The sequence below is a fragment of the Sediminibacillus massiliensis genome (assembly GCF_900156915.1).
GTDB classification, from domain to species: Bacteria; Bacillota; Bacilli; order Bacillales; family Amphibacillaceae; genus Sediminibacillus_A; species Sediminibacillus_A massiliensis.
Genome location: NZ_LT732535.1, coordinates 2,697,458 through 2,719,956, shown reverse-complemented (window position 1 = coordinate 2,719,956; position 22,499 = coordinate 2,697,458). Strand labels below are relative to the sequence as shown.

Here is a 22,499-nt window from a genome sequence, read left to right as displayed (position 1 = left end):
GAAAGGATGTGTGCCATGGGTTATTATGATGATCATACCAAGCCTGAGCGATCGGGGAAGAAGAAGTCAAGCTGGTTGATCCCGTCCTTCGTGGGCCTGGTTATCGGCGTAATACTTATTATACTGGCATTGCCGACATTGCTGGAATCCAATTTACTTCCATACGACATAGCGACACAAGAGGAGGGAAGCCGGCTTTCACAAGACAATGCTGCAGGCAATAGTTCAGCTGGACCCACCCAGAATGTCAATGTCGACATTTCCACACAAGTTACGGAAGTGGTAAGTGAAGTCACTCCTGCTGTAGTCGGAATAGTGAATATCCAGTCCCAGTCAAATTTATGGCAGCAACAGGAATCCGGGGAAGCTGGAACAGGTTCAGGAGTAATATACAAGACTGAAAACGACCGGGCATATGTGGTAACCAACCACCACGTAATCGAAGGGGCAGATGAAGTGGAAGTCGTATTGTCCGATGAGACTCACGTTTCCGCAGAATTACGGGGCAGCGATCTGTTTACAGACCTTGCAGTATTGGAAATGGACGCAGCTGAGGTAGACAAAGTCATCGAACTGGGCAGTTCTGAAAATGTCAATGTGGGCGAGCCGGCAATTGCAATCGGTAACCCATTAGGATTGATGTTTTCCGGATCAGTGACACAAGGTATTATTAGTGGCAAACAAAGGGCAATTCCTCAAGATTTTGATAGTGATGGCCGTGCCGACTGGCAGGCTGAAGTCATCCAAACAGATGCTGCTATCAATCCAGGGAACAGCGGTGGAGCATTGATCAACATGAATGGGCAGTTAATCGGAATTAACTCGATGAAGATTGCTCAGTCTTCTGTTGAAGGGATCGGATTTGCTATACCGATTGATTCTGCTGTACCGATTATTGAGCAATTGGAACAGGAAGGCACAGTTACACGTCCATATTTGGGCGTTGAAGCTTATTCACTTGAAGAAGTAGCCCAAGTAGAATGGCAGCGGACATTAAAGCTTCCAGAGGACGTAGAAGGCGGAATTTACTTAAGAAGCATTGAACCTATGTCACCAGCCGACCAGGCGGGTCTTCAGGAACTTGATGTAATAACAGAGCTGGATGGTGAACCGATACAAGATGTCATCGGGCTGAGAAAACATTTATATCAAGAAAAACAAGTGGGAGAAGACATGACGATCACTTATTATCGTGATGGAGAACAAAGGGAGACAACCGTCAATTTATCTTCTCAAGAGTATTGATTGAAAAGAACCGGGTTTAGAGATAATCCGGTTCTTTTTTTGTGCCCATGTGAATAACCAGAACCATTATTCACACCCTGTGGATATAAATGTAGATAACAAACCATATGTGGTGGCGAACATTTATTCTTCCACAAAATAAAGGCCGGGGGGTGTGATTATGTGGATAAGTTTAGTGGATAACTTGTTCACAGGGTGGGGAAAAGTCCTCTTTGATGCGGATAAGAGCTTCTGTGAATAAAATTGTGTATAACTTTTTAAGAAGAATGGACTAGATTCGACAAGGATTTTGTCCACATATTGATTTTTTTGTCGATACATAGTAACCTGAACTTATTAAAACCATTTTAAAAAGTTATTGCCAAAGAAAGGGGGAGTAATCGATCAAAGATAATTCATTTACATACGCAGATAAAGGGAAAAAGACAAATCGCAGCATGTTATTAAATCAGCTGTTCAGACATGCTCCAATCTCAAAAGCTGAGCTTGCAGAAATTACGGGTTTGTCTTTTATGTCTGTCTCGAACATCATCAGTGAACTGGAACGAGAGAATTTGATAGAGGAAAAGGGGATTGGCTCGTCCAAAGGAGGGCGGAAACCGACACTCTACCAACTGCATACCCGTGCTCATGGCATGTTGTGTGTTGATATTAGTGTCGAAGAAGTCAATGCAGCAGTTGTGGATTTTACAGGCAGCATAATCAAACGTGCTACAAGTGGATATCAACAAACTGCAGATGGATTACTAGAAACTCTCTACGAATTGCTCGATGCCCTATTCATTTCCGAATCAGATAACATAGCAATCCATGGAATTGGTGTCTCTTCTCCAGGTCCGATTGATAAAAAGAATGGAAAAATCTTATCTCCCCCAAATTTAGAAAAAGTGCAGAACGTAGCAGTAGTCGAAGCACTGCAAGATTGGTTTCAACTTCCCACTCTTCTCGAAAAGGATGCAAATGCTGCTCTTTTTGGTGAATATTGGTTCGGCAAGAGTATAGGCCATAATAATATATTTTATGTGCTTGCCGACCAGGGAATAGGAGGAGCACTGCTTTTTCAAAAAAAACTGGTACAGGGATTCCTGAGTGGAGCGGGAGAAATAGGACATCATGTAATCGACGTAAACGGTCCGAAATGCAGTTGTGGAAATCATGGTTGTTTAGAGACCTTTGCCTCTGGCATCGCCATTGTGGATAAAGCCAGACAGGCATTCGAGAAAAATAAAAATAACTCCTTTCCAGAATTAACAAGCAGCGAACAGATAAATTTTCCGTATTTAATACGAGCTGCTGTCAAAGGAAACATACTTGCCACGCAATTATTGGAGGGAGCTGCCAATTTTCTTGGTACGGGTATAGCCAATATGGTCAATTTGTTCAATCCCGATGAAATTATTGTTGGCGGTTCTTATATTCATGGTTACCCAAAAGCGCTGGAAACCATTCGTTACATTGTAAAAGAGCAGAGTTTGTTTGATAAAGAAGGAAAAACAGGATTAAGGATTTCTGAGTTCACAGAATATTCCCAGTTGATCGGGGCTGGGGCAGTTGTAATGGAATATATTTTCGAAAATCCAGAGCGCTTGCTTACTTAATATAGGAAAAGGTGATGACATGGCATATGCAATAGGGATAGATATCGGTGGCACAAAAGTGGCGCTGGCATTAGTAGACGAGTATGGTAAGGTAAGAGAACAAAGTAAAATTCCGACAGATACATCCATCGAACCGACGGCCATGATTGCGAAAATCAATCAAGAAGTGGAATCCTTACTCAAACAAGCAGCAGTTTCCTTGGAAGATATGGACGGAATAGGGATTGGTTCCCCTGGACCGTTGGACAGTAAAAACGGAATGATTTCCTGTCCTCCAAATCTTCAAAACTGGCGGGACGTGGATATCGTAGCACAAGTCAAAAACCATTTCGGCCTTCCAGTCATCCTGGAAAATGACGCCAATGCCGCAGCCATGGCAGAAAAGTGGCTGGGTGCAGCAAAGGAAAACGACAATTTTGCTTATGTTACGATTAGTACAGGAATAGGTGCAGGGCTGTTTGCAGATGGTAAATTGTTAGGTGGAGCCAGAGGAAACGCCGGGGATATCGGCCATACCGTTGTCGATCCCGCATACGGCAGATGCCCATGTGGACAATATGGCTGCTTGGAATTCATCGCTTCAGGAACAGCCATAGGAAAAAGGGGATCGGAAATAGCCGGCAAGCCTTTAACTACAGAACAAGTTTTTGATTTGTACCACCAGCGAGATGAAAAAATACAAACCTATATTGAAGATGTCTTTCAAAAAATAGGCATAGCGCTTGTATCTTTAATCAACACCTTTGATCCGGAGAAAATAGTCCTTGGTGGCGGGGTATCAAAGGTGGGCGAACCTTTGTTTTCTGCCGTTCGGGCATATGTCAGTCAGTATGCCTTAAATCCAGCCGGCAGGAACACGGAAATTGTCCCGGCAGAGTTAGACCAGAACGCCGGAGTGGTCGGAGCTGCAGGCCTAGTATTTAATTTGAAATAAGAAGTCGACAGGGAGGCAATAACATGTATAAGGAACCGATATTTTTAGAACCAGTTTTTCAGGAACGAATATGGGGAGGACAGAAACTGAACACGGAATTCGGATATGACATCCCTTACCAGCATACAGGTGAGGCCTGGGTTATCTCCGCCCATCCAAACGGGCCAAGTAGAATAACCAATGGGGAATTGAAAGGCATGACATTGTTGGAAGCATGGCAAAAACATGGCAGCCTGTTTGGAAAATCAGATTCAAACAAAGAAGATTATCCTTTATTGGTAAAAATACTAGATGCGGCCAATGACCTTTCTGTCCAGGTCCATCCAGATGACAAATATGCCAGAGAAGTGGAAAATCAACCATACGGAAAAACGGAGTGCTGGTATGTGGTCGATGCAGAAGAAAACGCAGAAATAATTTTTGGCCATCATGCCCAGACAAGGCAAGAGTTCAAGGAAATGGTAGATAACGGGCAATGGAACGATTTGCTCCGGAAAGTGAAAGTGAAGCCGGGCGATTTCGTTTATGTTCCAAGCGGCACGATCCACGCCATCGGTAAAGGAATTGTTATTCTCGAAACCCAGCAAAGTTCGGACATCACCTATCGGGTATATGATTATGACAGGACAGATGATCAGGGAAATACAAGAGAATTGCATTTGGATTCTGCCATCCCCGTTTCGACTGTTCCACATGAAACAATCGATATCGCTCAGAAAGAAGAATTGCATGCCGGGTTGAAGGAGAAATGTTTAGTCGAAGAACAATACTTCACCGTCTATCATTGGGATTTGGATGGAACGGCAGAACAGAAACGAAAAGGTGACTTCTTGCAAGTCAGCGTTCTCTCTGGAACAGCCAGTCTGTCGGTCAATGGCCAAGATTTTGACATCAAAAAAGGAGATCATTTCCTGCTCCCGCAATCGATTGAAGAATACCGATTAAAAGGGAACGCCCAATTTATCGTATCTCATCCATAGTTCAGAGTAAAACAGCGCCGAATGATCCATTCAGGCGCTGTTTCGATTATTTAAGGATATCTTCAATTGTATTTAATTCCTCTTGGGTAAAGGCGGAATTATCCAATGCTTTCACATTTTCTTCGATTTGCGAAACCTTACTTGCTCCGATCAATGCCGAAACGACGGACTTCTCCTGTAAAATCCAGACAAGTGCCATTTGTGCAAGCGACTGGCCGCGCTGTTGAGCGATTTCGTTCAGTTTTTGCACCTTTTCGATAGTTTCAGGATTGATATCTTTTTCGTTTAAGGACTTGATGTATTGTTTAGCTGCTCTGGAATCTTTCGGAATACCGTTTAAATACTTGTCTGTCAACAGACCTTGAGCAAGCGGGACGAAAGCGATGCACCCAGCCCCACGCTCTTCGAGAAGCTGTGTCAATCCATCTTCCACCCATCGGTTCAGCATGGAGTAAGATGCCTGGTGGATGATGAACGGGGTTTTTTGCTGGTTCAGAATATCGATCGCTTTCTTTGTATCTTCTACCCCATAGTTGGAAATGCCGACATATAGTGCTTTTCCTTGGCGTACGATCAAATCAAGGGCTGCCATCGTTTCTTCCAGCGGTGTCTCGGGGTCCGGGCGATGATGGTAAAAGATGTCGACATAATTGAGATTCATACGGGCTAGACTTTGATCAAGGCTTGCGCAAAGATATTTCTTAGAGCCCCAATCCCCATATGGACCAGGCCACATGCCGAAGCCGGCTTTGGTGGAAATCACCATTTCATCACGATATCCTATAAAATCCTTCTTCAAGATGCTGCCGAAATTTTCTTCCGCAGAACCGTGTGGTGGACCATAATTATTGGCCAAATCAAAATGGGTAATCCCAAGATCAAATGCACGTTGTATCATTTTACGCTGATTTTCAAACACATCCTCGCCGCCAAAGTTGTTCCACAATCCCAGCGAAATCGCAGGCAGCTTCAATCCGGAGTTGCCGCATCGGTTATAAGGGATCGATTCATATCTGGTTGAGTCAGGTATGTAAGCCATTCAAACTTCCTCCTATAAAAAACATTCACCATAACTTCTTTCGACAATTTGGATGAAAACCCTTTAAAATACAACAAAAAACCTCCCCCATGCATAAAGGGGGAGGTTCCATTCCACTAATATCCTACTTCAACTGCTGCATTGACCATATACATTAAGTCATTATCGTCATTTTCCTCTTCCAGTATGATTCCGCTGGAAGTTGCCATTCCGCCTTCGGTGACTTCGACCGTAGCAGAACCGTAAGGAATCAATTTCCTTATTTCCTCTTTATCGACTTCCTGACGGTCGAGAGGAACGGCAAGTTTTACATTCACTTTTAAATTTTCGATAGATTGATCAGGTAAGCTCTTCTCAATGCCCGGCATAGAATTAGGCAAAATTGCGTCTTCAACTGCCCGTGCCGCTGCTTTCGTAATATTTTGACCATGAACATCAATACCGGTACCTGTCTGCACAAATAAAAGTTGATCCATATCGAACTCTCCTTTGCAGATGATTATCCAATGTTCCTGAGCAGCAACTCCATATATAATCCGATTCCCGTTCTTTGTCCATTAGAAACATTGGATTCGTCCAGGTATTAATGGGATCCTTCCATCTCTACCAGCTTGTTTGTTATCTTGCCTATCTCTTGTTCAGCCACTTCCGGGGAAATGATTCCTTCTGTCAATAGATGCTCAATCGCTTCATGCTGGGCGTATAAAGAATGCTTTTTCAATGTGTTCATCTGTTTTTGTTTCAACTCTGGATATTTATTATAAAGTTCCTCAATTTTTGTTTGTAATGTATCGAGCTGTTGCTTGTATTGGCTAAGGACTTCCTGTGTGACGATTTCAGTCGTCATGAAATTATCTTCCAGCTTTTTCACTTCAAAGATAGCGATTTTCAGTGCATGGGCCTGGGCAATGAGTTCTTCATATTCGTGATACCCTTTTTCCTTTTTGTTCACCCCTAACCAGGATATTAGCGGTTTTATGGATAGCCCTTGTAAGACAAGCGAGAACAGGACGATGCTGAACGCAAAAATAAGTACTTCTTCACGACCGGCAAAATCCCTTGGAAGACTTAAGACAAGCGCTATTGATAAAGATCCCTTTAACCCGCCCCAGTTCAAGGTATGTTTCCAGGATGCCGGTACATCTTTAATAAAAGCAAGGCTGGTGTACACGGCAGCACTTCTTGCCACAAGTACAAGCAGAATTGCCAAAGCTATAAATCCCCATTTATCCGTCATGTCGATTCTGGTAATTTCCAACCCTACCATCAGAAAGACAATCGAATTCGCCAGCAAGGTAATAACATCCCAGAAATTGTTGATGTTTAGTTTGGTAGTAGGGCTCATGCCGATTTTGGAACCATAGTTCCCAAGGATAAGAGCTGACACGACGACCGCAATCACACCAGATGCTTCTACGCTTTCTGCCAACAGAAAAGCCCCATAAAAAAGAATGATACTGAAGATGATTTCGAGCGGGTAGTCATCGAAATATTTGGTAAGCCTGGATACGGCATAACCCAATGCACCACCGATCATAAGACCAAGTGAAACCACTTTGATGAACTCCCATAATCCGTAACCAAATCCCAGTAATCCCAGCTCTGTATAGGAAAGTAAATAAAAAGCGGAAATGTTGAACAGCACGACCGCCAGCCCGTCATTAAACAAGCTTTCTCCTTCAATGATGGTGGCGAGCCGTTTATGGACGCCGACGCTTTTGAAGATAGACAAGACACTGACCGGATCGGTCGCACTCATGACAGCGGCAAACACAAAGGCAGCGGGCAGTGTCAATTGTAAGAGCCACATTGAAGAAAAACCGATGATGATGAACGACAACAGTGTGCCGGCAAACGCCAATGCGATAATCGGTGTTTTATTTTCCCGTAAGTGGGAAAATGGCAGTTTCAAAGCTGCCTCCCCAAGCAAGGCAGGCAGGAAAAGAGTGATAATGGCGAAATTGAATATTTCTCCTTCGGTAGCGAAGTCTTTCAGAGGTTCAAGTACAGGCACGTTAATTAAACCTATGATTGCTCCCACGATGACCAGGGCAATGGGATACGGCTGCTTGAATTTCTTGGCGATTGCTGTGATTCCTGCAGCTATCATGACTAGAATCAGGCCGATAGAAAAAATATGGTGTAAATCAAACTCATGCATGTCCATCCTCCTAGCTTGGTTAAATACAAGTTATAGTCTTGATTTTCCCTAAATGAGTAAAAAAATTCCTTGCGTAACAACATAAGAAGACAAAAAAGGACTCCAATATCGGAGCCCTTTCATTTAATAACCTACTTCTACCGAAGCATTGACGATGTACATTAAATCGTTTTTATCTTCTTTGTCTTTCAGAACGATACCGCTGGTTGTAGCCATTCCGCCGTCCATCACTTCGATACTTACTGTTCCATAAGGAATTTCCTGTTTGATTCGTTCATGGTCCAGTTTTTCCTTATCAGTTGGAACCGCAAGTTTAACTGTTACCTTCATGTTATCGAGAGATTGATTTGGTAAGTAATGGCGAATTCCCGGCATCGAATTATAATGAATGGCATTTTCTACAGCCCGGACAGCCGCCTTTGTAATATTTTGTCCATGGACATCGATGCCTGTCCCTGTTTCGATAAAGATAATTCTCTCCATTTTATAGCCTCCTAATGTTAAAACTGGATCTCTATTAAGCGTAAGCTATGAGGAAGGCTAAATCAATTAGGGGAATTTCAGGAGATTTGATAAAATGAAAGTAGCATAGCAAAGGAATGAATGATAAATGAAAATTTCTATTATTGCAGTTGGCAAATTGAAAGAAAAGTATTTAAAGCAAGGAATCCAGGAATATGTGAAGCGGCTGGGAGCTTATGCCACAATCGAAATCATCGAAGTACCGGATGAGAAAGCCCCGGAAAACATGAGCGAGGCAGAGATGGTAGAGGTAAAACGGAAAGAAGGAGAAAAAATCCTCTCCAAAATTTCGACAGATTCCTACGTTATTTCCCTGGAAATAATGGGCGATATGTTAACTTCTGAACAATTGGCAGCCAAACTAGATAAATTGGCAACCCACGGCAAAAGCAAAATCGCTTTCGTGATCGGCGGATCATTAGGATTGAGCGACCAAGTGCAAAAACGCAGTGACTATGCTTTGTCATTTTCCAAGATGACATTTCCGCACCAGCTGATGCGTTTGGTGCTCGTGGAGCAGGTGTATCGGTCGTTTCGGATAAATAGGGGGGAACCGTACCATAAGTAAATGATGTTGTCTGAGTTGATATTAATTAAGTATTGGTCCTCTAAGATAGCCAAGATAATTCCGAGTAATTAACAGCCGAATTATAATTCAAGTTAGAAAATGTTAATGCTTGCCAGCCATAAAGAACTTTTACATCTATGTTTCAATTCTGTTAAGACCTCCAAAAGAAATAGCCTTCTATGCGATATCTTTAGCAGATAAAACATAGGAGGTTATTATGATTAAACATTTAACACTAGTCACATTACTAACTTTTGGATTCATTTTATTTGCAGGAGAAGTATCTGCAAGCAGCAAGTACACGGTTCAATCCGGCGATGTATTGTCGGAAATCTCAATGGAACATAATGTTAGCGTAGATTCTTTGCTGGAGTATAACTCCTCCATTACCAACCCGGATGTTATTTTTTCCGGACAAACGATCAAGATTCCTGACGCAAAGGGAGAAACCTATAAAGTAACTGCTTATACGGCTGGTTATGAATCAACCGGAAAACAACCAGGAGACCCGGCTTATGGCATTACAGCATCGGGAACCAAAGTCCAGGAAGGGGAAACGATTGCCTGTCCGCCATCTTTATCGTTTGGTACAGAGGTGTACATTCCTTACTTTGATGAAACATTCACTTGTGAAGATAGGGGAGGAGCCATCACACAAGGACGGATGGACATATATATGGAAGATGTAAAAGAGGCATTGGAGTTTGGTGTCAAGGAATTGAAAGTAGTATATTAGGATAATCTTTTTACATAGAAACCAGGTCCCCAATCATCACAGCATGAGCTGGGGTAATTGGCGATCTTGTTGTAAAATCATTCAAAATAATATCTAATAAATAAGCACTTATCCCCGATTTGGTTCAGTCGACGACCTCCGGGTGCATGAGTTACCGGTTTACTCCTTTTCCAATATCAGGGATAAGTCATCTGATTACAGAAAGAAAAAGCTAATGACCAAAGGAAGGAATATCGAATTAATTATCGAAATAATCTGTATAGTACCCCAAGAAACATTTATACACTTGCTATGAAGGGATGAAGGGAGAAGATGTGGAGAAAAGTGAATTTCCGAGATGGAATTTAAATATTTTTTTCTATTAATCGCTATAACACGAATGACCTTAGACCAACTTTAAAAGCACCCTCGCCTCACACCTCTGATTAACACTACATTTGTTAACAATAATGATGGAACAAATGTTTCCGAATTCATACCATTGGTTACTAGTACGCCATTTTCCATATTTCAATACACATCAAACATCGCACAGGATTGTCTACTATATTGAAAAGAGGCTTAAAGATTTTCACTTTCCAGCAAGGAGGTGGTTAATCGCGAATAAAATGTAAGCGTTTTCTATAGGTGGAATACTGTCGGATTGTTGGACGAAATGTAATTAAAGGAGGATAGACAATGGGAGAACCAGAAAAGGTACAAACACTTGATGATAAACAAAATTGGTATTGGAAGAAAAACATCAAGTTTATATCGGTTTTGCTAGTGATTTGGTTTCTTGTTGGCTTAGGCGGAGGTGTACTTTTTGCTGCTCCTCTCCATGAAGTTCCGTTTTTCGGCGTGACGTTATCATTTTGGATTGCCCAACAGGGTGCTATTTTGGTATTTATCCTGTTAATTTTGAGTTATGCCATCAGAATGGACAAATTGGACAGGGAGTATGCCGAAAAGAGGGAGCAATAAAAGAACAAGTTTGATGGAGGGATGACATTGAGTGTAGAAGCAATCACTATTATCATGGTGTTGTTTACATTCGGCCTCTATACTGTGATTGGCTGGTGGTCGAGGGTAAGGGATACTTCCAGTTTTTATGTGGCAGGACAAAATGTGCCGACCGTTGCAAACGGGGCAGCAATTGCGGCGGATTGGATGTCGGCTGCATCATTTATCTCCATGGCAGGGCTCGTAGCCTTCTTGGGATATGACGGAACCATCTACTTGATGGGATGGACTGGCGGTTATGTTCTTTTGGCATTATTGCTGGCACCATATTTAAGGAAGTTTGGGAAATTCACTGTACCGGACTTTATCGGGGACCGTTTTTACTCAAGTTCCGCCCGGACAGTCGCGGCAATAGCGACGATTTTTATTTCGTTGACTTATATTTCAGGACAGATGCGCGGGGTTGGCATTGTCTTCAGCCGGTACTTGCAAGTAGATATTATTATTGGTGTTTTGATTGGAATGGCCATTGTCGGTTTCTTTGCTCTTCTTGGAGGGATGAAAGGAATCACTTGGACACAAGCTACGCAGTACTTTGTCATCATCATTGCCTTTTTAATCCCTGCCATAGCCATTTCGCTCCAGTTAACGGGAAATCCGGTGCCGCAACTTGCCCTAACCGGCAGCGATATTGTCGAACGGTTGACTAACATCCAAATCGATCTTGGGATGACAGAATATATGGCACCGTTCACCGACTTATCCATGCTCAATGTATTTATGATTACATTGGCGTTAATGGCGGGGACGGCAGGGCTTCCGCATGTCATTGTTCGTTTTTATACGGTTAAAAATGTCCGGGCCGCGCGTTGGTCTGCGGTATGGGCAATCATTTTTATCGCACTGCTTTACTTGACGGCTCCAGCTGTTGGCGCATTTGCGAAGTACAACCTGATCAATACCATTGCGGATCAACCGCTGGAAGAAGTTCAAAGTATCGACTGGGTCAACAAATGGGAGACAACCGGATTACTTCAATTCAATGACCTCAATGGCGACGGTATCGTCAATTTTTCGGAAGGGGAAGAAGATAATGAAGTGGTGATCGACGGCGACATTATTGTCCTTTCCACTCCTGAGGTTGCCAACTTAGCACCGTTCATTATCGCGCTGGTGGCCACCGGCGGTCTGGCGGCGGCACTTTCGACAGCTTCGGGGCTGTTGATTACCATGTCGAGCGCGGTTTCACATGATATCTATTACCGGATTTTTAACAAAGAAGCTTCTGAAAAACAGAGGCTGAGGGTCGGCCGGATTACATTGCTGGTAGCCCTGTTGATTGCTGCTTATGTCGGAATCAATCCACCTGGGTTTGCCGGGGAAGTCGTCGCTTTGGCATTCGGTTTAGGGGCGGCGAGTCTATTTCCTGTTATTTTGTTAGGTATATTCGATAAGCGGATGAATAAAGAAGGGGCAATTTCCGGGATACTTACAGGCCTGATATTTACCCTGCTGATGATCGGGATGATACTCTCTGAGTCTATCTTCGGAACAAGTAGTGCCATATTGGACAGCTTCTTTGGCATCAATGCACAGGGCGTCGGTGTTATCGGTATGATTTTGAACTTTATCGTAAGTTTCGTCGTATCGCGTAATACTCCCGCACCTCCGGTTGAAATTCAGCAGTTGATAGAAAATGTGCGGGCTCCTGAAATAGATAGTGGAGTAGAGATAGCAGCAACAAAAGAAGATGAGTAGTTAAGAAGGGTACTGTTATGGTGAAGGAGGCGGATGCGTTGAATGTAATCAATATCGTGGCAATCTCTTTGACAATCCTCGTTTGGTTTCATCCTATGATGGGGCTGCTAACCTTCCGAAAGGTAATCGGCATCACGCTATTTCTGGAACTGTTCTATCTGATCGGCTCCTATTTATTAGACTGGCCATTTCCTACACCTTATGTTCTCATCCAATTGTTCGTGGTGACTGTATGGGGCGTTGTTCTGGGGATTGTATTTTCACGTATCTGGCCGTTGCCTTCACATAAAGGTTTGGAACGAATTTTCCGTACATTCCTGGTGGTGATTCCTGCTCTGGGGCTCGGAATGGGCCTTCAAGTATTGTTGCAGGGTGCTCAGGCAACACAAGCCATTTATCTGATTTTTGCACTTTCGGCCTGGCTAGGATCCGGGCACTTTGTCAGAGGCGCAGCAGAGAATTATGGCTGAATTTTTTTTGTAATGGGAGTGTTCATTTTTATTCAGTGCTTCTTCACATATTTAATCCGTGGAAAAGGGTATGGAATAATTTTCTTCTATACCCTTTTTGCATTATATCCTGAATATTACTCCCAATCTTCTAAGAACCTCGGTATTATACTTTAACTCGTTCCGATGGATAGCTGTCCAGTTTGTATATAAATGTACATAAAGAGAAGTCTACTTATTAAAAGCAAGCAGTTAACATATTTTGTGGGTTTATTGCTGTAATCTTCTGCTAGACGGAGCTGGTGGGAATATATGAGATCGGATAAAACCAATTTAAAATTAAAAATGATTATTTTCCTGTTTCTCCTTTTAATCATTGTCTTTACAGAGGTTAAATGGATGAAAAGTGAGGATGTTTACACCAGGCAAGGTGACAAAGAAGGACAAACTGTGACAGAGATACTGGCCGAGATGAGTCTGGAAGAAAAAATCGGTCAAATGGTCATAGCCGGCATGGCAGGTACCTCGTTACAAAGTAATGAAAAGGAACTGATTTCAGAATACAGAGTAGGCGGTATGATTTTTTATGCAAACAATCTGGAAACACGAGAACAGACGGAGCAATTAGTGAAAAACATAAAAGAAATAAACAAAGAAAATAAACTTCCTCTGCTGATCAGCACCGACCAGGAGGGTGGAAGGATTTCCAGACTTCCAGGTATCAATGAAACTCCAACTAACAAAGAAATCGGAGAGAAAAACGATAAGGAATATGCTTTTTCCGTGGGTCAAACACTAGGGGAGCAATTGCTGGCAATGGGTTTCAATACAAATTACGCACCGGTACTCGACGTAAATAGCAATCCGGAGAACCCTGTGATTGGAGACAGGGCGTTTGGTGACAATGCCGATCTCGTCAGCAGGTTGGGGATTCAAGTGATGAAAGGAATCCAATCCAAGGGTATTATACCGGTTGTCAAACATTTTCCAGGACATGGTGATACAAGTGTCGATTCTCATATTGAGCTTCCAAAAGTAAACAAAAGCCTGGAAGAACTAAATGAGCTGGAGTTAATCCCTTTTAAACAGGCTATTGCTAATGGCATAGATGTCGTAATGGTCGCCCACATACTGCTTCCGAAACTGGATGAGGAATTCCCGGCATCCATGTCCGAAACCATTATTACTGACCTGCTGAGGGGTCAGCTTGGCTTTCAAGGTGTGGTCATCACGGATGACATGACGATGGGAGCTGTTATCAATCATTATGGAATAGGCGAAGCTGCCGTTGAATCTGTTAAAGCAGGTAGTGATCTTATTTTGGTTGCTCATGATGATAACAAGGTGAAAGAGGTAATCAGTTCGTTGAAAAAAGCAGTTGAAGGCGGCCAAATATCCGAGGACAGCATAAATGAAAGTGTTGAAAGGATCCTGGGATTGAAAAATAAGTATCTTATAGAATAAACGCAGGTTAATGAAGCTCCCCAATTCATGGTGTTTTATTTCTCCATTAGTTGGATATACAACTATATATTGTTTTTTCTAGAAGGAGGAAAGATATCATGAAATCACTGGAAGAAGCATTAACGCATAAAATAGGGCTTGGTACGGCTCCTTTAGGTAATATGTTCAGGGAAGTTCCAGAAGAGGAAGCGCTAAAAACGATTCAAAATGCCTGGGATCAAGGTGTACGCTACTTTGATACAGCCCCATTTTACGGCGCGGGTTTAGCGGAAATGCGTCTCGGGAAAGTATTATCGAATTATAACCGTGATGATTATGTGATAAGTACGAAGGTGGGCCGTTATGTAACCGATGAGCAGGAAGAAAAAGAAGGCCTGTTCGAATATGCCCGTGATAATAAGGTTATTACGGATTACACCGAAGAGGCGACGATGAGGTCCATCGAACAGAGCCTTGAGAGATTAAAGACTGATCGTTTAGATATCGTGAATGTCCATGATATTTCTCCTGACTTTCATGGCGATGAGTGGATTTCGAAATTTGAGGAAGCTAGAACTGGAGCATTTCGTGTGTTATCACGCCTTCAGGAAGAAGGCGTAATCCGGTCCTGGGGTGTCGGTGTCAATACGACAGAGCCGATTGAATTGGCGATGAGCCTTCAGGAAACACAACCAAATGTAAGTTTGTCCGCTACTCAATATACGCTCCTTCAACACGAACATGCATTACAGCGGATGATGCCTATGGCTGAAAAAAAGGGTGTGGACATCATTGTAGGAAGTCCTTATAACTCCGGTGTATTACTGGGCGGAGAGCATTACAATTATGAGAAAGCAGGCCCCGATATTCTTGAAAGAGTAAGTCAATTAAAAGAAATAGGGCAAAAATACGATGTCCCATTAAAAGCGGCAGCGCTTCAGTTTTCTACTGCCCATCCTGCTGTTAAAGCGGTTATCCCGGGTTCAACCCATCCGGAAAGAATCGAAGAAGACCTCGCTATGATACGAAGAGATATTCCAAAGGATTTCTGGGATGAGTTAGTGGACAGAGGCTTTATCTCCTCAAAAGCTCCACTGCCTGCCTAATCAAATTAAAAATTATAAAAAAAGGAAAGGAACCTCGAGCATGGTTCCTTTCCTTTTTTCTTTGGCTATCTGGTAAACAGGCTCTTCAGTTGTGTCTCTGCCTAAAAACTAATTGACAATGATTCTCAATAACAGTATTATAAATGATAATGAGAATCAATATCATTTAGGTGCATTGATTCTAGAAAACATCAACCATGCTAAAAAGGAGAGGATTAATATGAGAAAAATATCATTCATCTTTACCTTCCTGTTAGTGATTGTATTTCTCTTAAGTGCGTGCGGTAATGCCGCTATAACCAACAGCACGGAGGAATCTTCAACCACCGAAAATGAACAGGAGGAAACAAGTTCCGAAACTATTACCTATCAATCAGAAAACGGACCTGTAGAGGTACCTGAAAATCCAAGTCGGATTGTGGCACTTTCCAATGCTCCAAACATGCTTGCCTTGGATGGAAAAGTTGTTGGGGTAGACGAATGGACAAGTACCAATCCCTTGTTTGAAGAAAAGGTGGAGGGGATTGAAGTAGTATCCGACGAAAATCTGGAGAAAATTATCGAATTAGAGCCTGATCTTATCGTCGTGGGATCGTGGATGAAAAACATAGATAAAATGAAAGAAATAGCCCCGACTGTTGTTTCTACCTGGGGGGAATTAGATTACTTAGAACAGCAAGTTGAAGTTGGAAAGCTCATTAATAAGGAACAAGAAGCAAAGGATTGGGTGGAAGACTTCCGAAAGCGTGCAGAAAAAGCCGGCGAAGAAATAAGGGAAAAAATCGGCGAGGATGCAACAGTTTCCGTTTTTGAAAATGACGCCAAGCAAATATATGTGTTCGGAGATAACTGGGCACGAGGGACTGAACTGTTATATCAAACGATGAATCTGAAAATGCCGGAAAGAGTGAAAGAAAATGCGCTGGAACCTGGCTATTATACATTGTCGATTGAAGTAATCCCCGAATTTGCGGGCGATTATATCGTCCTTAGTAATAACCCGGATGGAGACAGTTCCTTTATGGAAACCGATACATGGAAGAATATCCCCGCCGTGAAGAACAATCGGGTTATAGAATTAAACACTAAAGCGGTTACCTATAGTGACCCCATAACGGTAGAATATCTTCTAGATACGTTTAAGACCGCATTTCTTGAAGAGATAAATTAGGATATGCCGAAATGAGTACCTTTTATAAGATGCAAAACTGCTTCCTTGAAAGGGAGGCGGTTTGGTATTTGTTTATCAGTCAGTGTTTGAAAGCTTTCTAAAGTATGCCTGCCCCTTTTATATCATCCATAAATAGGTTATAATTATCAGAAAAGTAGATATTTTGCCTTGTAAGATATTATAATAGATTGGAAAAGATTGTATCTATATGGAGAAGTTGTGTTACTAGATGGGGGCCCTTTATTGGATGCCTGAGCAGGAGTGCCTCCTCTTTTTCAAATATAGACGATAAGGAAGGGTATAATGAGCAGCGTACAGAAGAAAACAGACGTAATTTTAATCGGTGCCGGAGTCATGAGTGCGACTTTGGGATCTTTGTTAAAAGAGTTAGAACCGGATTGGGAAATCACCGTATTCGAGAAACTCGCAAATGCAGGAGAAGAAAGCTCTAATGAGTGGAATAATGCCGGGACTGGCCATTCTGCACTGTGCGAACTTAACTATACATCTGAAAAAGCAGACGGGTCTATAGATATCAGTAAAGCAATAAAGATCAATGAACAGTTTCAGCTTTCCAGACAGTTTTGGTCCTATCTTGTTAACAACAACCTAATTAATAAACCAGAAGACTTCATCAAGCCACTGCCGCACATAAGTCTCGTACATGGGGAAGAAAATGCCCTTTTTTTAAAAAAGCGATTTGAAGCGCTATCACAGACCCCGTTGTTTGAAGGAATGGAATATACGGAGGATGACGATAAGTTAAAAGAATGGTTGCCGTTAATCATGGAAGGCCGTACAGGAAATGAAAAGAAAGCGGCGACAAAAATCGATTCTGGAACCGATGTCAATTTCGGTGCCTTGACACGAAGGATGTTCGAGCACCTTGAAAGTACAGACGTAGTCGTAAACTATAAGCATAGTGTAGAAGATATAAAGCGTACCAGTGATGGATCATGGGAAGTGAAGGTCCATGATATTGATAATGGAAAGATCGAATACCACACCGCGAAATTCGTCTTCATCGGCGGAGGCGGAGGTAGTCTGCCTTTACTTCAAAAAACCGGCATTCCGGAGTCGAAGCATATTGGCGGTTTTCCGGTAAGCGGTTTATTCATGGTATGCAACAACCCGGAAGTGGTAGAGCAACACCATGCAAAGGTGTATGGAAAAGCTAAAGTCGGCGCACCTCCAATGTCTGTTCCGCATCTTGATACGAGGTATATAGGCAATAAGAAAACGTTGTTGTTCGGGCCGTTTGCCGGCTTTTCGCCAAAATTTTTGAAAACAGGTTCCAATTTGGATCTAATTGGATCGGTCAAACCGAACAATCTTGTTACTATGTTGTCCGCAGGTATAAAAGAAATGAAGTTGACAAAATATCTGATTCAACAAGTCATGTTATCAGATGAGAAACGCCTGGAAGAATTACGTGAGTTCATTCCGAACGCCAGAGCAGAGGATTGGGATATAGTGGTCGCAGGCCAGCGTGTCCAAGTAATCAAGGATACCGAAGGCGGCAAAGGAACATTGCAGTTCGGAACAGAAGTGGTGAGCGCTGCTGACGGATCGGTAGCTGCTTTGCTTGGCGCTTCACCGGGTGCTTCTACTGCCGTCCATGTTATGATCGATTTACTCGGAAGATGCTTCCCACAAGAAATGAAGGGTTGGGGAGAGAAGATTAAAGAAATGATTCCATCGTATGGCGTGTCACTAGTGGATAACCCACAGCTGTTCCATGAAGTACATGCTTCTACAGCAGAAACTCTAGGTTTAAGTGAAAAAAAAGAACCAGTGTATAGTTGAAAATTTATTTTGCGAAAAAGCTCCTGACACATGCGTCAGGAGCCTTTTCATTTATATAGACTACTCATCACCATGTTTCTAGAAGAGAAGCCAGCGTCCTATAATAAACCGCTGGCTTCTAAGTTTATCTATTTTTTGTTAACAGAAGCATCATAAATGGAATTTACTGCTTCCTGAAGGGCTGAATTAAATTCTTCATCAGATTGGCCGGCGCTCAAGTCTGCTGCCAAGGCACGGGAGAAGCTGGCTATCAGGCCATCATTTTCTTTCAATCTCTCGTTTGCTTCTTCGCGTGAATAACCTCCTGAAAGGGCAACTACTCGTACGACACGAGGATGTTCGATCAACTCTTTATAAGCATTTGGTTGTGTCGGAATAGACAGCTTCAACATCACATTTTCTTCTTCTGACAATCCGTTTAGGTGCTCGATGATTTCTTCGCGGAGGATTTCTTCTGATTTTTGTTTATCCTTGCTGTAAACATCTACTTCCGGTTCGATAATCGGGACTAAACCGGATGCAATGATTTTTTTCCCTATATCAAATTGTTGATCGACAACGGCTTTGATACCGGTAGGATTTGGTTCCTTAATGACAGAACGCATCTTCGTCCCGAAGATATGGCGATCGGTAGCACGACCTAGTGTTTCATCCAGATCATGAATCGGCTTCATCAATTGGACGCCATTCTCTTCTTCCGCCAAGCCTTTATCCACTTTCAAGAAAGGTACTATTCCTTTCTCTTCCGCAAGATAATCACCTGTAAATTTACCTTCGATTTCACGGTCCATTGTTTGTTCGAATAAAATCGCTCCAAGGATGTGTGCTGAATCAAAAGCAGGTGACGTAATAATTCGAGTCCTCATTTCGTGCACAAGGTCGAACATTTCGTCTTCATTCGAGTAGGAAGACTCCGGCACACCATATTCTGCCAAAGCTTTCGGAGTACTTCCGCCACTTTGATCAAGGGCAGCGATAAATCCTTTTCCATTCTTAATTTTGTCGAATTGGCTGTTGTTCATCTTTTCCACTCCTTTTAAGTTTTCCTATTGTCTCTTTGCTTGATTCTCACAGAGAGAATAAGTCTATTATAAGTGTAGCACTAGAGAGACACGGATTAATAGTTAGGAGCTTGAATTCAAGCCCCATCTCTCATTTCTTTTCCCGATTATCATTCATCTAACACAACCGGATGATCCGGCAAGGTTTGCATGTATGGATACCTACTGTTTTCTACTAGTTTCTACCTAAATATATATGGTTTAAAAGAGAGTCGGTCGGGAACTTTCTTAACAAGGCCCCTAAGAGCTAGAAGTAAATCATGAAAGGAGGTTATTTGAATGAATGCTGCAGCAGAAATGGCCTATCACTTAAAAATTGTGGAGGGACTGGCTGACAGGGTATTGCAACAGAACCCCGTTTTAAAAAATCCTATGGAAGACAGGTACACGGAAATACTCCAGGAAAAAAAGGAAGCAATCCATAACACATTGTCGGAACTGAAACAAGAACCTTCGATGACCGAAGAACTACACAAAAACCTCAGTGTTATCTATCGGGCGGATGAAACGGATAAACTCTTGTTTGAACAATGGAAGAGAGTTTCCAGCCAAAACAATTGGGTGAATCAAGAAGAGCTGGAAGAACTGGAAAAAGATATGCAAAGAATGAAAACAGAACTGGAGGAGGTAGTTCCATTCATAGAAGAAATGGCCGGTGGATGGGAGAAAATGAGGTTCGTTGTTCCGGCGTTATATCGGGAACAAGCCAGGAAAGGAGAATGACAATGGACAGAAGAGACATAAGACAGGACCAAGTTACTGCAGAAGGCGCGGATGTTGATAAATGGGTCCACAGTACATGTAACTTATGTTCAGTAGGATGTGGGACAGATATAGCTGTCAAAGATGACAAAATTGTCGGTATAAGGGGAATCAATGAGCATTCCATCAACAAAGGAAGGCTGGATCCAAAAGCTAAATATCAATGGATTCCCAATAACAGTGAAGATCGTGTGTTGACTCCGTTGATCAGGAATTCGGCGGGAGAGCTTGAACCGGCAAGCTGGGATGAAGCAATGGAACTGGTTGTGAGAAAATCCAAGCAGGCTCTCAAGGAAAAAGGCGGTGATGGTGTTTCCATCTACTCGACAGGTCAAGGTTTTCTGGAAGATTATTATACTATCGGAAAAATCGGCAGAGCCGGATTGAAAACACATCTTCTTGATGCCAATACGAGATTGTGTACAGCTACCACCGAATGGTGTTTGATCGAATCTTTCGGTTCAGATGGCGTACCTGCCTCATTTGATGACGTTGACAAAGCAGATACCATCATGTTGTTTGGACATAATCCTGCCGAAACGGGGACGGTGTTATGGGATAGAATCCTAACAAGGAAAAAAGCGACCGGCAAACCTTACTTAATTGTTGTTGATCCAAGAAAAACGCCGACAGCGGAAGAAGCGGATTTACATTTGGATTTAAAGCCCGGCACTAATCTTGCCCTGCTGAATTGCATTCAAGAGCAACTTATCGAACACAACTGGATCGATCCTGATTTCATTCAGAATCACACCATCCAATTTGATTCCCTCCAAAAAGAGCTGGAAAATTGGAGCATCGATAAAGCGAGCTCGATTACCGGTCTGCCTGCAGATAAGATTAATCTTGCTGCCGAAAAACTCGGTAAAACGAACACATTGGTTTCCACCACCTTACAGGGTGCGTTTCAAAGCAGTGATGCAACTGCATCCTGTGTTGCAATTAACAATATCCATCTGATGAGAGGGTTAATTGGCAAAGAAGGGTGCGGACCTCTTCATATGGCAGGTCAGCCAAGTTCCTCGGCAAACCGGACAGTAGGGGGAGTCGGAACATACCCGGCCAACCGAAATCCTAATAATCCGACCCATATTAAAGAGATTGCCGAGCTATGGAATGTAAGAGAAGAGGATTTGGAAATCGGACCGAATAAGGATATCATCAAACAAATCGAGTTGATAGAAAAGGGGCAAATCCAATTCTTCTGGAACATCCATACGAATCCGCTTGTCTCCCTGCCTAACAAAGGGCGGGCACGAAAAGCGTTGGAAAAAGTATTCCTGGTCGTACAGGATCCATTTCTGACAGAAACAAGTGAAGTAGCGGATGTCATCCTTCCTCCTGCGATGTGGGGAGAAAAAGAAGGGACGATGGAGAATGCCGACAGAACGATCAACTTATTGCGCAAAGCAGTAGAACCGCCAGAAGGGGTTAAGTCCGATTTTGAAATCCTTGTCGATTATGCGAATCGGATGGGTTTCCAAGACAAAGAAGGTAATCCTTTAATTGGCTATAATACGCCTGAAGAGGCATTTGAAGAATGGAAACGGGTTTCAGAAGGCCGTCCGAGCGACATGACGGGGATGACCTATGAACGGCTGGAAAAAGAAAACGGCATTCGCTGGCCGTGCACCAAAGAAAACCCTGAAGGAAAAACAAGGCTATATGAAGATTTTCACTTTCCTACCGAAACGGAATATTGTCAAAGCTTCGGGAAAAATACCTTTACAGGTAGACCATTGTCGAAAGAGGAATTTAAAGAAATGGACCCGGATGGGAAAGCGATGTTTCAGGTAACCCGTTATGGAGGGCCTTCGGAAGCGCCTCAGAGCGAGTACCCATTCTGGCTGAATACCGGACGTCTGGTATGGCATTGGCATACCAGGACAAAAACGGGCAGAATGCCGGAGATGGAAGAAAAAGCGCCACAGGTTTTTGTGGAAATCAATGAGGAAGATGCCAGGCATTTATCAATCAGGGAAGGCGACCAAGTACGGATCGTGTCTCCACGTGGTAAAGTCGAAGTGCCCGCAAAAGTAGGAAATAAGATGAACAAAGGGGAAGTATTTGTACCATTCCATTATGGAAACTTTGAAGGAGAACAAACTCCTAACGAAATGACGATGGATGAAGTGGACCCTCTTTCTCACCAACCGGTCTTGAAACATGCAAGTTGCCGATTGGAAAAAGTGGGATAACCAACGTTTTAGGCCAGAGT

20 protein-coding genes are annotated in these 22,499 nt (G+C 42.8%); 15 read left to right on the top strand and 5 right to left on the bottom strand.

The genetic code is table 11. The features are described 5' to 3' along the window. The first annotated feature begins 15 nt into the window (after positions 1-15). The 4 genes from CZ434_RS14100 (at position 16) to manA (ending at position 4,757) form a co-directional block, all read left to right on the top strand. Entirely contained in the window at positions 16-1,245 is a 1,230-nt protein-coding gene (locus CZ434_RS14100) for a S1C family serine protease (RefSeq protein WP_077623744.1), read from the top strand. A 437-nt stretch (positions 1,246-1,682) separates the two neighbouring features. After that, on the top strand, positions 1,683-2,843 hold the full coding sequence (locus CZ434_RS14095; protein ID WP_077623743.1) for an ROK family transcriptional regulator: 1,161 nt from the start codon (positions 1,683-1,685) through the stop codon (positions 2,841-2,843). A gap of 19 nt (positions 2,844-2,862) precedes the next feature. Next, positions 2,863-3,777, top strand: coding sequence for an ROK family protein (locus tag CZ434_RS14090; protein WP_077623742.1), 915 nt, complete (start codon positions 2,863-2,865; stop codon positions 3,775-3,777). A gap of 23 nt (positions 3,778-3,800) precedes the next feature. After that, positions 3,801-4,757 carry a mannose-6-phosphate isomerase, class I gene (gene manA, locus CZ434_RS14085; protein WP_077623741.1) on the top strand — a complete coding sequence of 319 codons (957 nt, stop codon included), beginning with the start codon at positions 3,801-3,803 and terminating at the stop codon, positions 4,755-4,757. Between the two features lie 46 nt (positions 4,758-4,803). Here the strand turns inward: manA and mgrA are convergent, their stop codons facing one another. From mgrA to CZ434_RS14065, 4 genes are all read right to left on the bottom strand, one after another. Beyond that, positions 4,804-5,796, bottom strand: a complete 993-nt coding sequence (gene mgrA / locus CZ434_RS14080) for an L-glyceraldehyde 3-phosphate reductase (protein ID WP_077623740.1) — start codon at positions 5,794-5,796, stop codon at positions 4,804-4,806. A gap of 116 nt (positions 5,797-5,912) precedes the next feature. After that, a complete protein-coding gene (locus CZ434_RS14075) occupies positions 5,913-6,272 on the bottom strand; it encodes a Lin0512 family protein (RefSeq protein WP_077623739.1) in 360 nt (119 codons plus the stop codon). Positions 6,273-6,379: 107 nt separating this feature from the next. Further along, complete coding sequence (locus CZ434_RS14070) at positions 6,380-7,957, bottom strand: Na+/H+ antiporter (RefSeq protein ID WP_077623738.1); 1,578 nt, start codon at positions 7,955-7,957, stop codon at positions 6,380-6,382. A 123-nt stretch (positions 7,958-8,080) separates the two neighbouring features. Further along, positions 8,081-8,440 carry a Lin0512 family protein gene (locus CZ434_RS14065; protein ID WP_077623737.1) on the bottom strand — a complete coding sequence of 120 codons (360 nt, stop codon included), beginning with the start codon at positions 8,438-8,440 and terminating at the stop codon, positions 8,081-8,083. A 127-nt stretch (positions 8,441-8,567) separates the two neighbouring features. On the opposite strand from CZ434_RS14065, the gene rlmH reads away from it, so the two are divergent. The 9 genes from rlmH to CZ434_RS14020 all read left to right on the top strand — a co-directional run bounded on the left by rlmH (position 8,568) and on the right by CZ434_RS14020 (position 18,458). Beyond that, the gene (gene rlmH / locus CZ434_RS14060; protein WP_077623736.1) at positions 8,568-9,047 is read left to right on the top strand and encodes a 23S rRNA (pseudouridine(1915)-N(3))-methyltransferase RlmH; all 480 of its coding nucleotides are present in this window, start codon (positions 8,568-8,570) and stop codon (positions 9,045-9,047) included. A gap of 217 nt (positions 9,048-9,264) precedes the next feature. After that, positions 9,265-9,783, top strand: a complete 519-nt coding sequence (locus CZ434_RS14055) for a LysM peptidoglycan-binding domain-containing protein (protein ID WP_077623735.1) — start codon at positions 9,265-9,267, stop codon at positions 9,781-9,783. A 678-nt stretch (positions 9,784-10,461) separates the two neighbouring features. Continuing rightward, a complete protein-coding gene (locus CZ434_RS14050) occupies positions 10,462-10,746 on the top strand; it encodes a DUF4212 domain-containing protein (protein WP_077623734.1) in 285 nt (94 codons plus the stop codon). A gap of 27 nt (positions 10,747-10,773) precedes the next feature. Next, positions 10,774-12,483 (top strand): sodium:solute symporter family protein, encoded by a 1,710-nt coding sequence (locus CZ434_RS14045; protein WP_077623733.1) that lies wholly within the window; start codon positions 10,774-10,776, stop codon positions 12,481-12,483. Between the two features lie 38 nt (positions 12,484-12,521). Further along, positions 12,522-12,953 (top strand): hypothetical protein, encoded by a 432-nt coding sequence (locus CZ434_RS14040; protein ID WP_245830992.1) that lies wholly within the window; start codon positions 12,522-12,524, stop codon positions 12,951-12,953. 291 nt (positions 12,954-13,244) lie between these two features. After that, the gene (gene nagZ / locus CZ434_RS14035; protein ID WP_077623731.1) at positions 13,245-14,396 is read left to right on the top strand and encodes a beta-N-acetylhexosaminidase; all 1,152 of its coding nucleotides are present in this window, start codon (positions 13,245-13,247) and stop codon (positions 14,394-14,396) included. Between the two features lie 98 nt (positions 14,397-14,494). Then, positions 14,495-15,481 carry an aldo/keto reductase gene (locus CZ434_RS14030; RefSeq protein WP_077623730.1) on the top strand — a complete coding sequence of 329 codons (987 nt, stop codon included), beginning with the start codon at positions 14,495-14,497 and terminating at the stop codon, positions 15,479-15,481. Positions 15,482-15,701: 220 nt separating this feature from the next. Beyond that, on the top strand, positions 15,702-16,652 hold the full coding sequence (locus CZ434_RS14025; RefSeq protein WP_077623729.1) for an iron-hydroxamate ABC transporter substrate-binding protein: 951 nt from the start codon (positions 15,702-15,704) through the stop codon (positions 16,650-16,652). A 303-nt stretch (positions 16,653-16,955) separates the two neighbouring features. Beyond that, entirely contained in the window at positions 16,956-18,458 is a 1,503-nt protein-coding gene (locus CZ434_RS14020) for a malate:quinone oxidoreductase (RefSeq protein WP_077623728.1), read from the top strand. A gap of 128 nt (positions 18,459-18,586) precedes the next feature. Here the strand turns inward: CZ434_RS14020 and CZ434_RS14015 are convergent, their stop codons facing one another. Continuing rightward, complete coding sequence (locus CZ434_RS14015; RefSeq protein WP_077623727.1) at positions 18,587-19,480, bottom strand: fructose bisphosphate aldolase; 894 nt, start codon at positions 19,478-19,480, stop codon at positions 18,587-18,589. Between the two features lie 318 nt (positions 19,481-19,798). Here CZ434_RS14015 and CZ434_RS14010 point away from each other — a divergent pair, with 318 nt between their 5' ends. Next, positions 19,799-20,242, top strand: coding sequence for a hypothetical protein (locus CZ434_RS14010; protein ID WP_077623726.1), 444 nt, complete (start codon positions 19,799-19,801; stop codon positions 20,240-20,242). 2 nt (positions 20,243-20,244) lie between these two features. Then, a complete protein-coding gene (locus CZ434_RS14005; RefSeq protein WP_077623725.1) occupies positions 20,245-22,479 on the top strand; it encodes a molybdopterin oxidoreductase family protein in 2,235 nt (744 codons plus the stop codon). Positions 22,480-22,499 lie beyond the last annotated feature (20 nt).

Bases quoted from the DNA above. Each gene is read 5' to 3' on its own strand.
- CZ434_RS14100 (WP_077623744.1), top strand. From the start codon at position 16: ATGGGTTATTATGATGATCATACCAAGCCTGAGCGATCGGGGAAGAAG.
- CZ434_RS14095 (WP_077623743.1), top strand. From the start codon at position 1,683: ATGTTATTAAATCAGCTGTTCAGACATGCTCCAATCTCAAAAGCTGAG.
- CZ434_RS14090 (WP_077623742.1), top strand. From the start codon at position 2,863: ATGGCATATGCAATAGGGATAGATATCGGTGGCACAAAAGTGGCGCTG.
- manA (WP_077623741.1), top strand. From the start codon at position 3,801: ATGTATAAGGAACCGATATTTTTAGAACCAGTTTTTCAGGAACGAATA.
- mgrA (WP_077623740.1), bottom strand. From the start codon at position 5,796: ATGGCTTACATACCTGACTCAACCAGATATGAATCGATCCCTTATAAC.
- CZ434_RS14075 (WP_077623739.1), bottom strand. From the start codon at position 6,272: ATGGATCAACTTTTATTTGTGCAGACAGGTACCGGTATTGATGTTCAT.
- CZ434_RS14070 (WP_077623738.1), bottom strand. From the start codon at position 7,957: ATGCATGAGTTTGATTTACACCATATTTTTTCTATCGGCCTGATTCTA.
- CZ434_RS14065 (WP_077623737.1), bottom strand. From the start codon at position 8,440: ATGGAGAGAATTATCTTTATCGAAACAGGGACAGGCATCGATGTCCAT.
- rlmH (WP_077623736.1), top strand. From the start codon at position 8,568: ATGAAAATTTCTATTATTGCAGTTGGCAAATTGAAAGAAAAGTATTTA.
- CZ434_RS14055 (WP_077623735.1), top strand. From the start codon at position 9,265: ATGATTAAACATTTAACACTAGTCACATTACTAACTTTTGGATTCATT.
- CZ434_RS14050 (WP_077623734.1), top strand. From the start codon at position 10,462: ATGGGAGAACCAGAAAAGGTACAAACACTTGATGATAAACAAAATTGG.
- nagZ (WP_077623731.1), top strand. From the start codon at position 13,245: ATGAGATCGGATAAAACCAATTTAAAATTAAAAATGATTATTTTCCTG.
- CZ434_RS14030 (WP_077623730.1), top strand. From the start codon at position 14,495: ATGAAATCACTGGAAGAAGCATTAACGCATAAAATAGGGCTTGGTACG.
- CZ434_RS14025 (WP_077623729.1), top strand. From the start codon at position 15,702: ATGAGAAAAATATCATTCATCTTTACCTTCCTGTTAGTGATTGTATTT.
- CZ434_RS14020 (WP_077623728.1), top strand. From the start codon at position 16,956: ATGAGCAGCGTACAGAAGAAAACAGACGTAATTTTAATCGGTGCCGGA.
- CZ434_RS14015 (WP_077623727.1), bottom strand. From the start codon at position 19,480: ATGAACAACAGCCAATTCGACAAAATTAAGAATGGAAAAGGATTTATC.
- CZ434_RS14010 (WP_077623726.1), top strand. From the start codon at position 19,799: ATGAATGCTGCAGCAGAAATGGCCTATCACTTAAAAATTGTGGAGGGA.
- CZ434_RS14005 (WP_077623725.1), top strand. From the start codon at position 20,245: ATGGACAGAAGAGACATAAGACAGGACCAAGTTACTGCAGAAGGCGCG.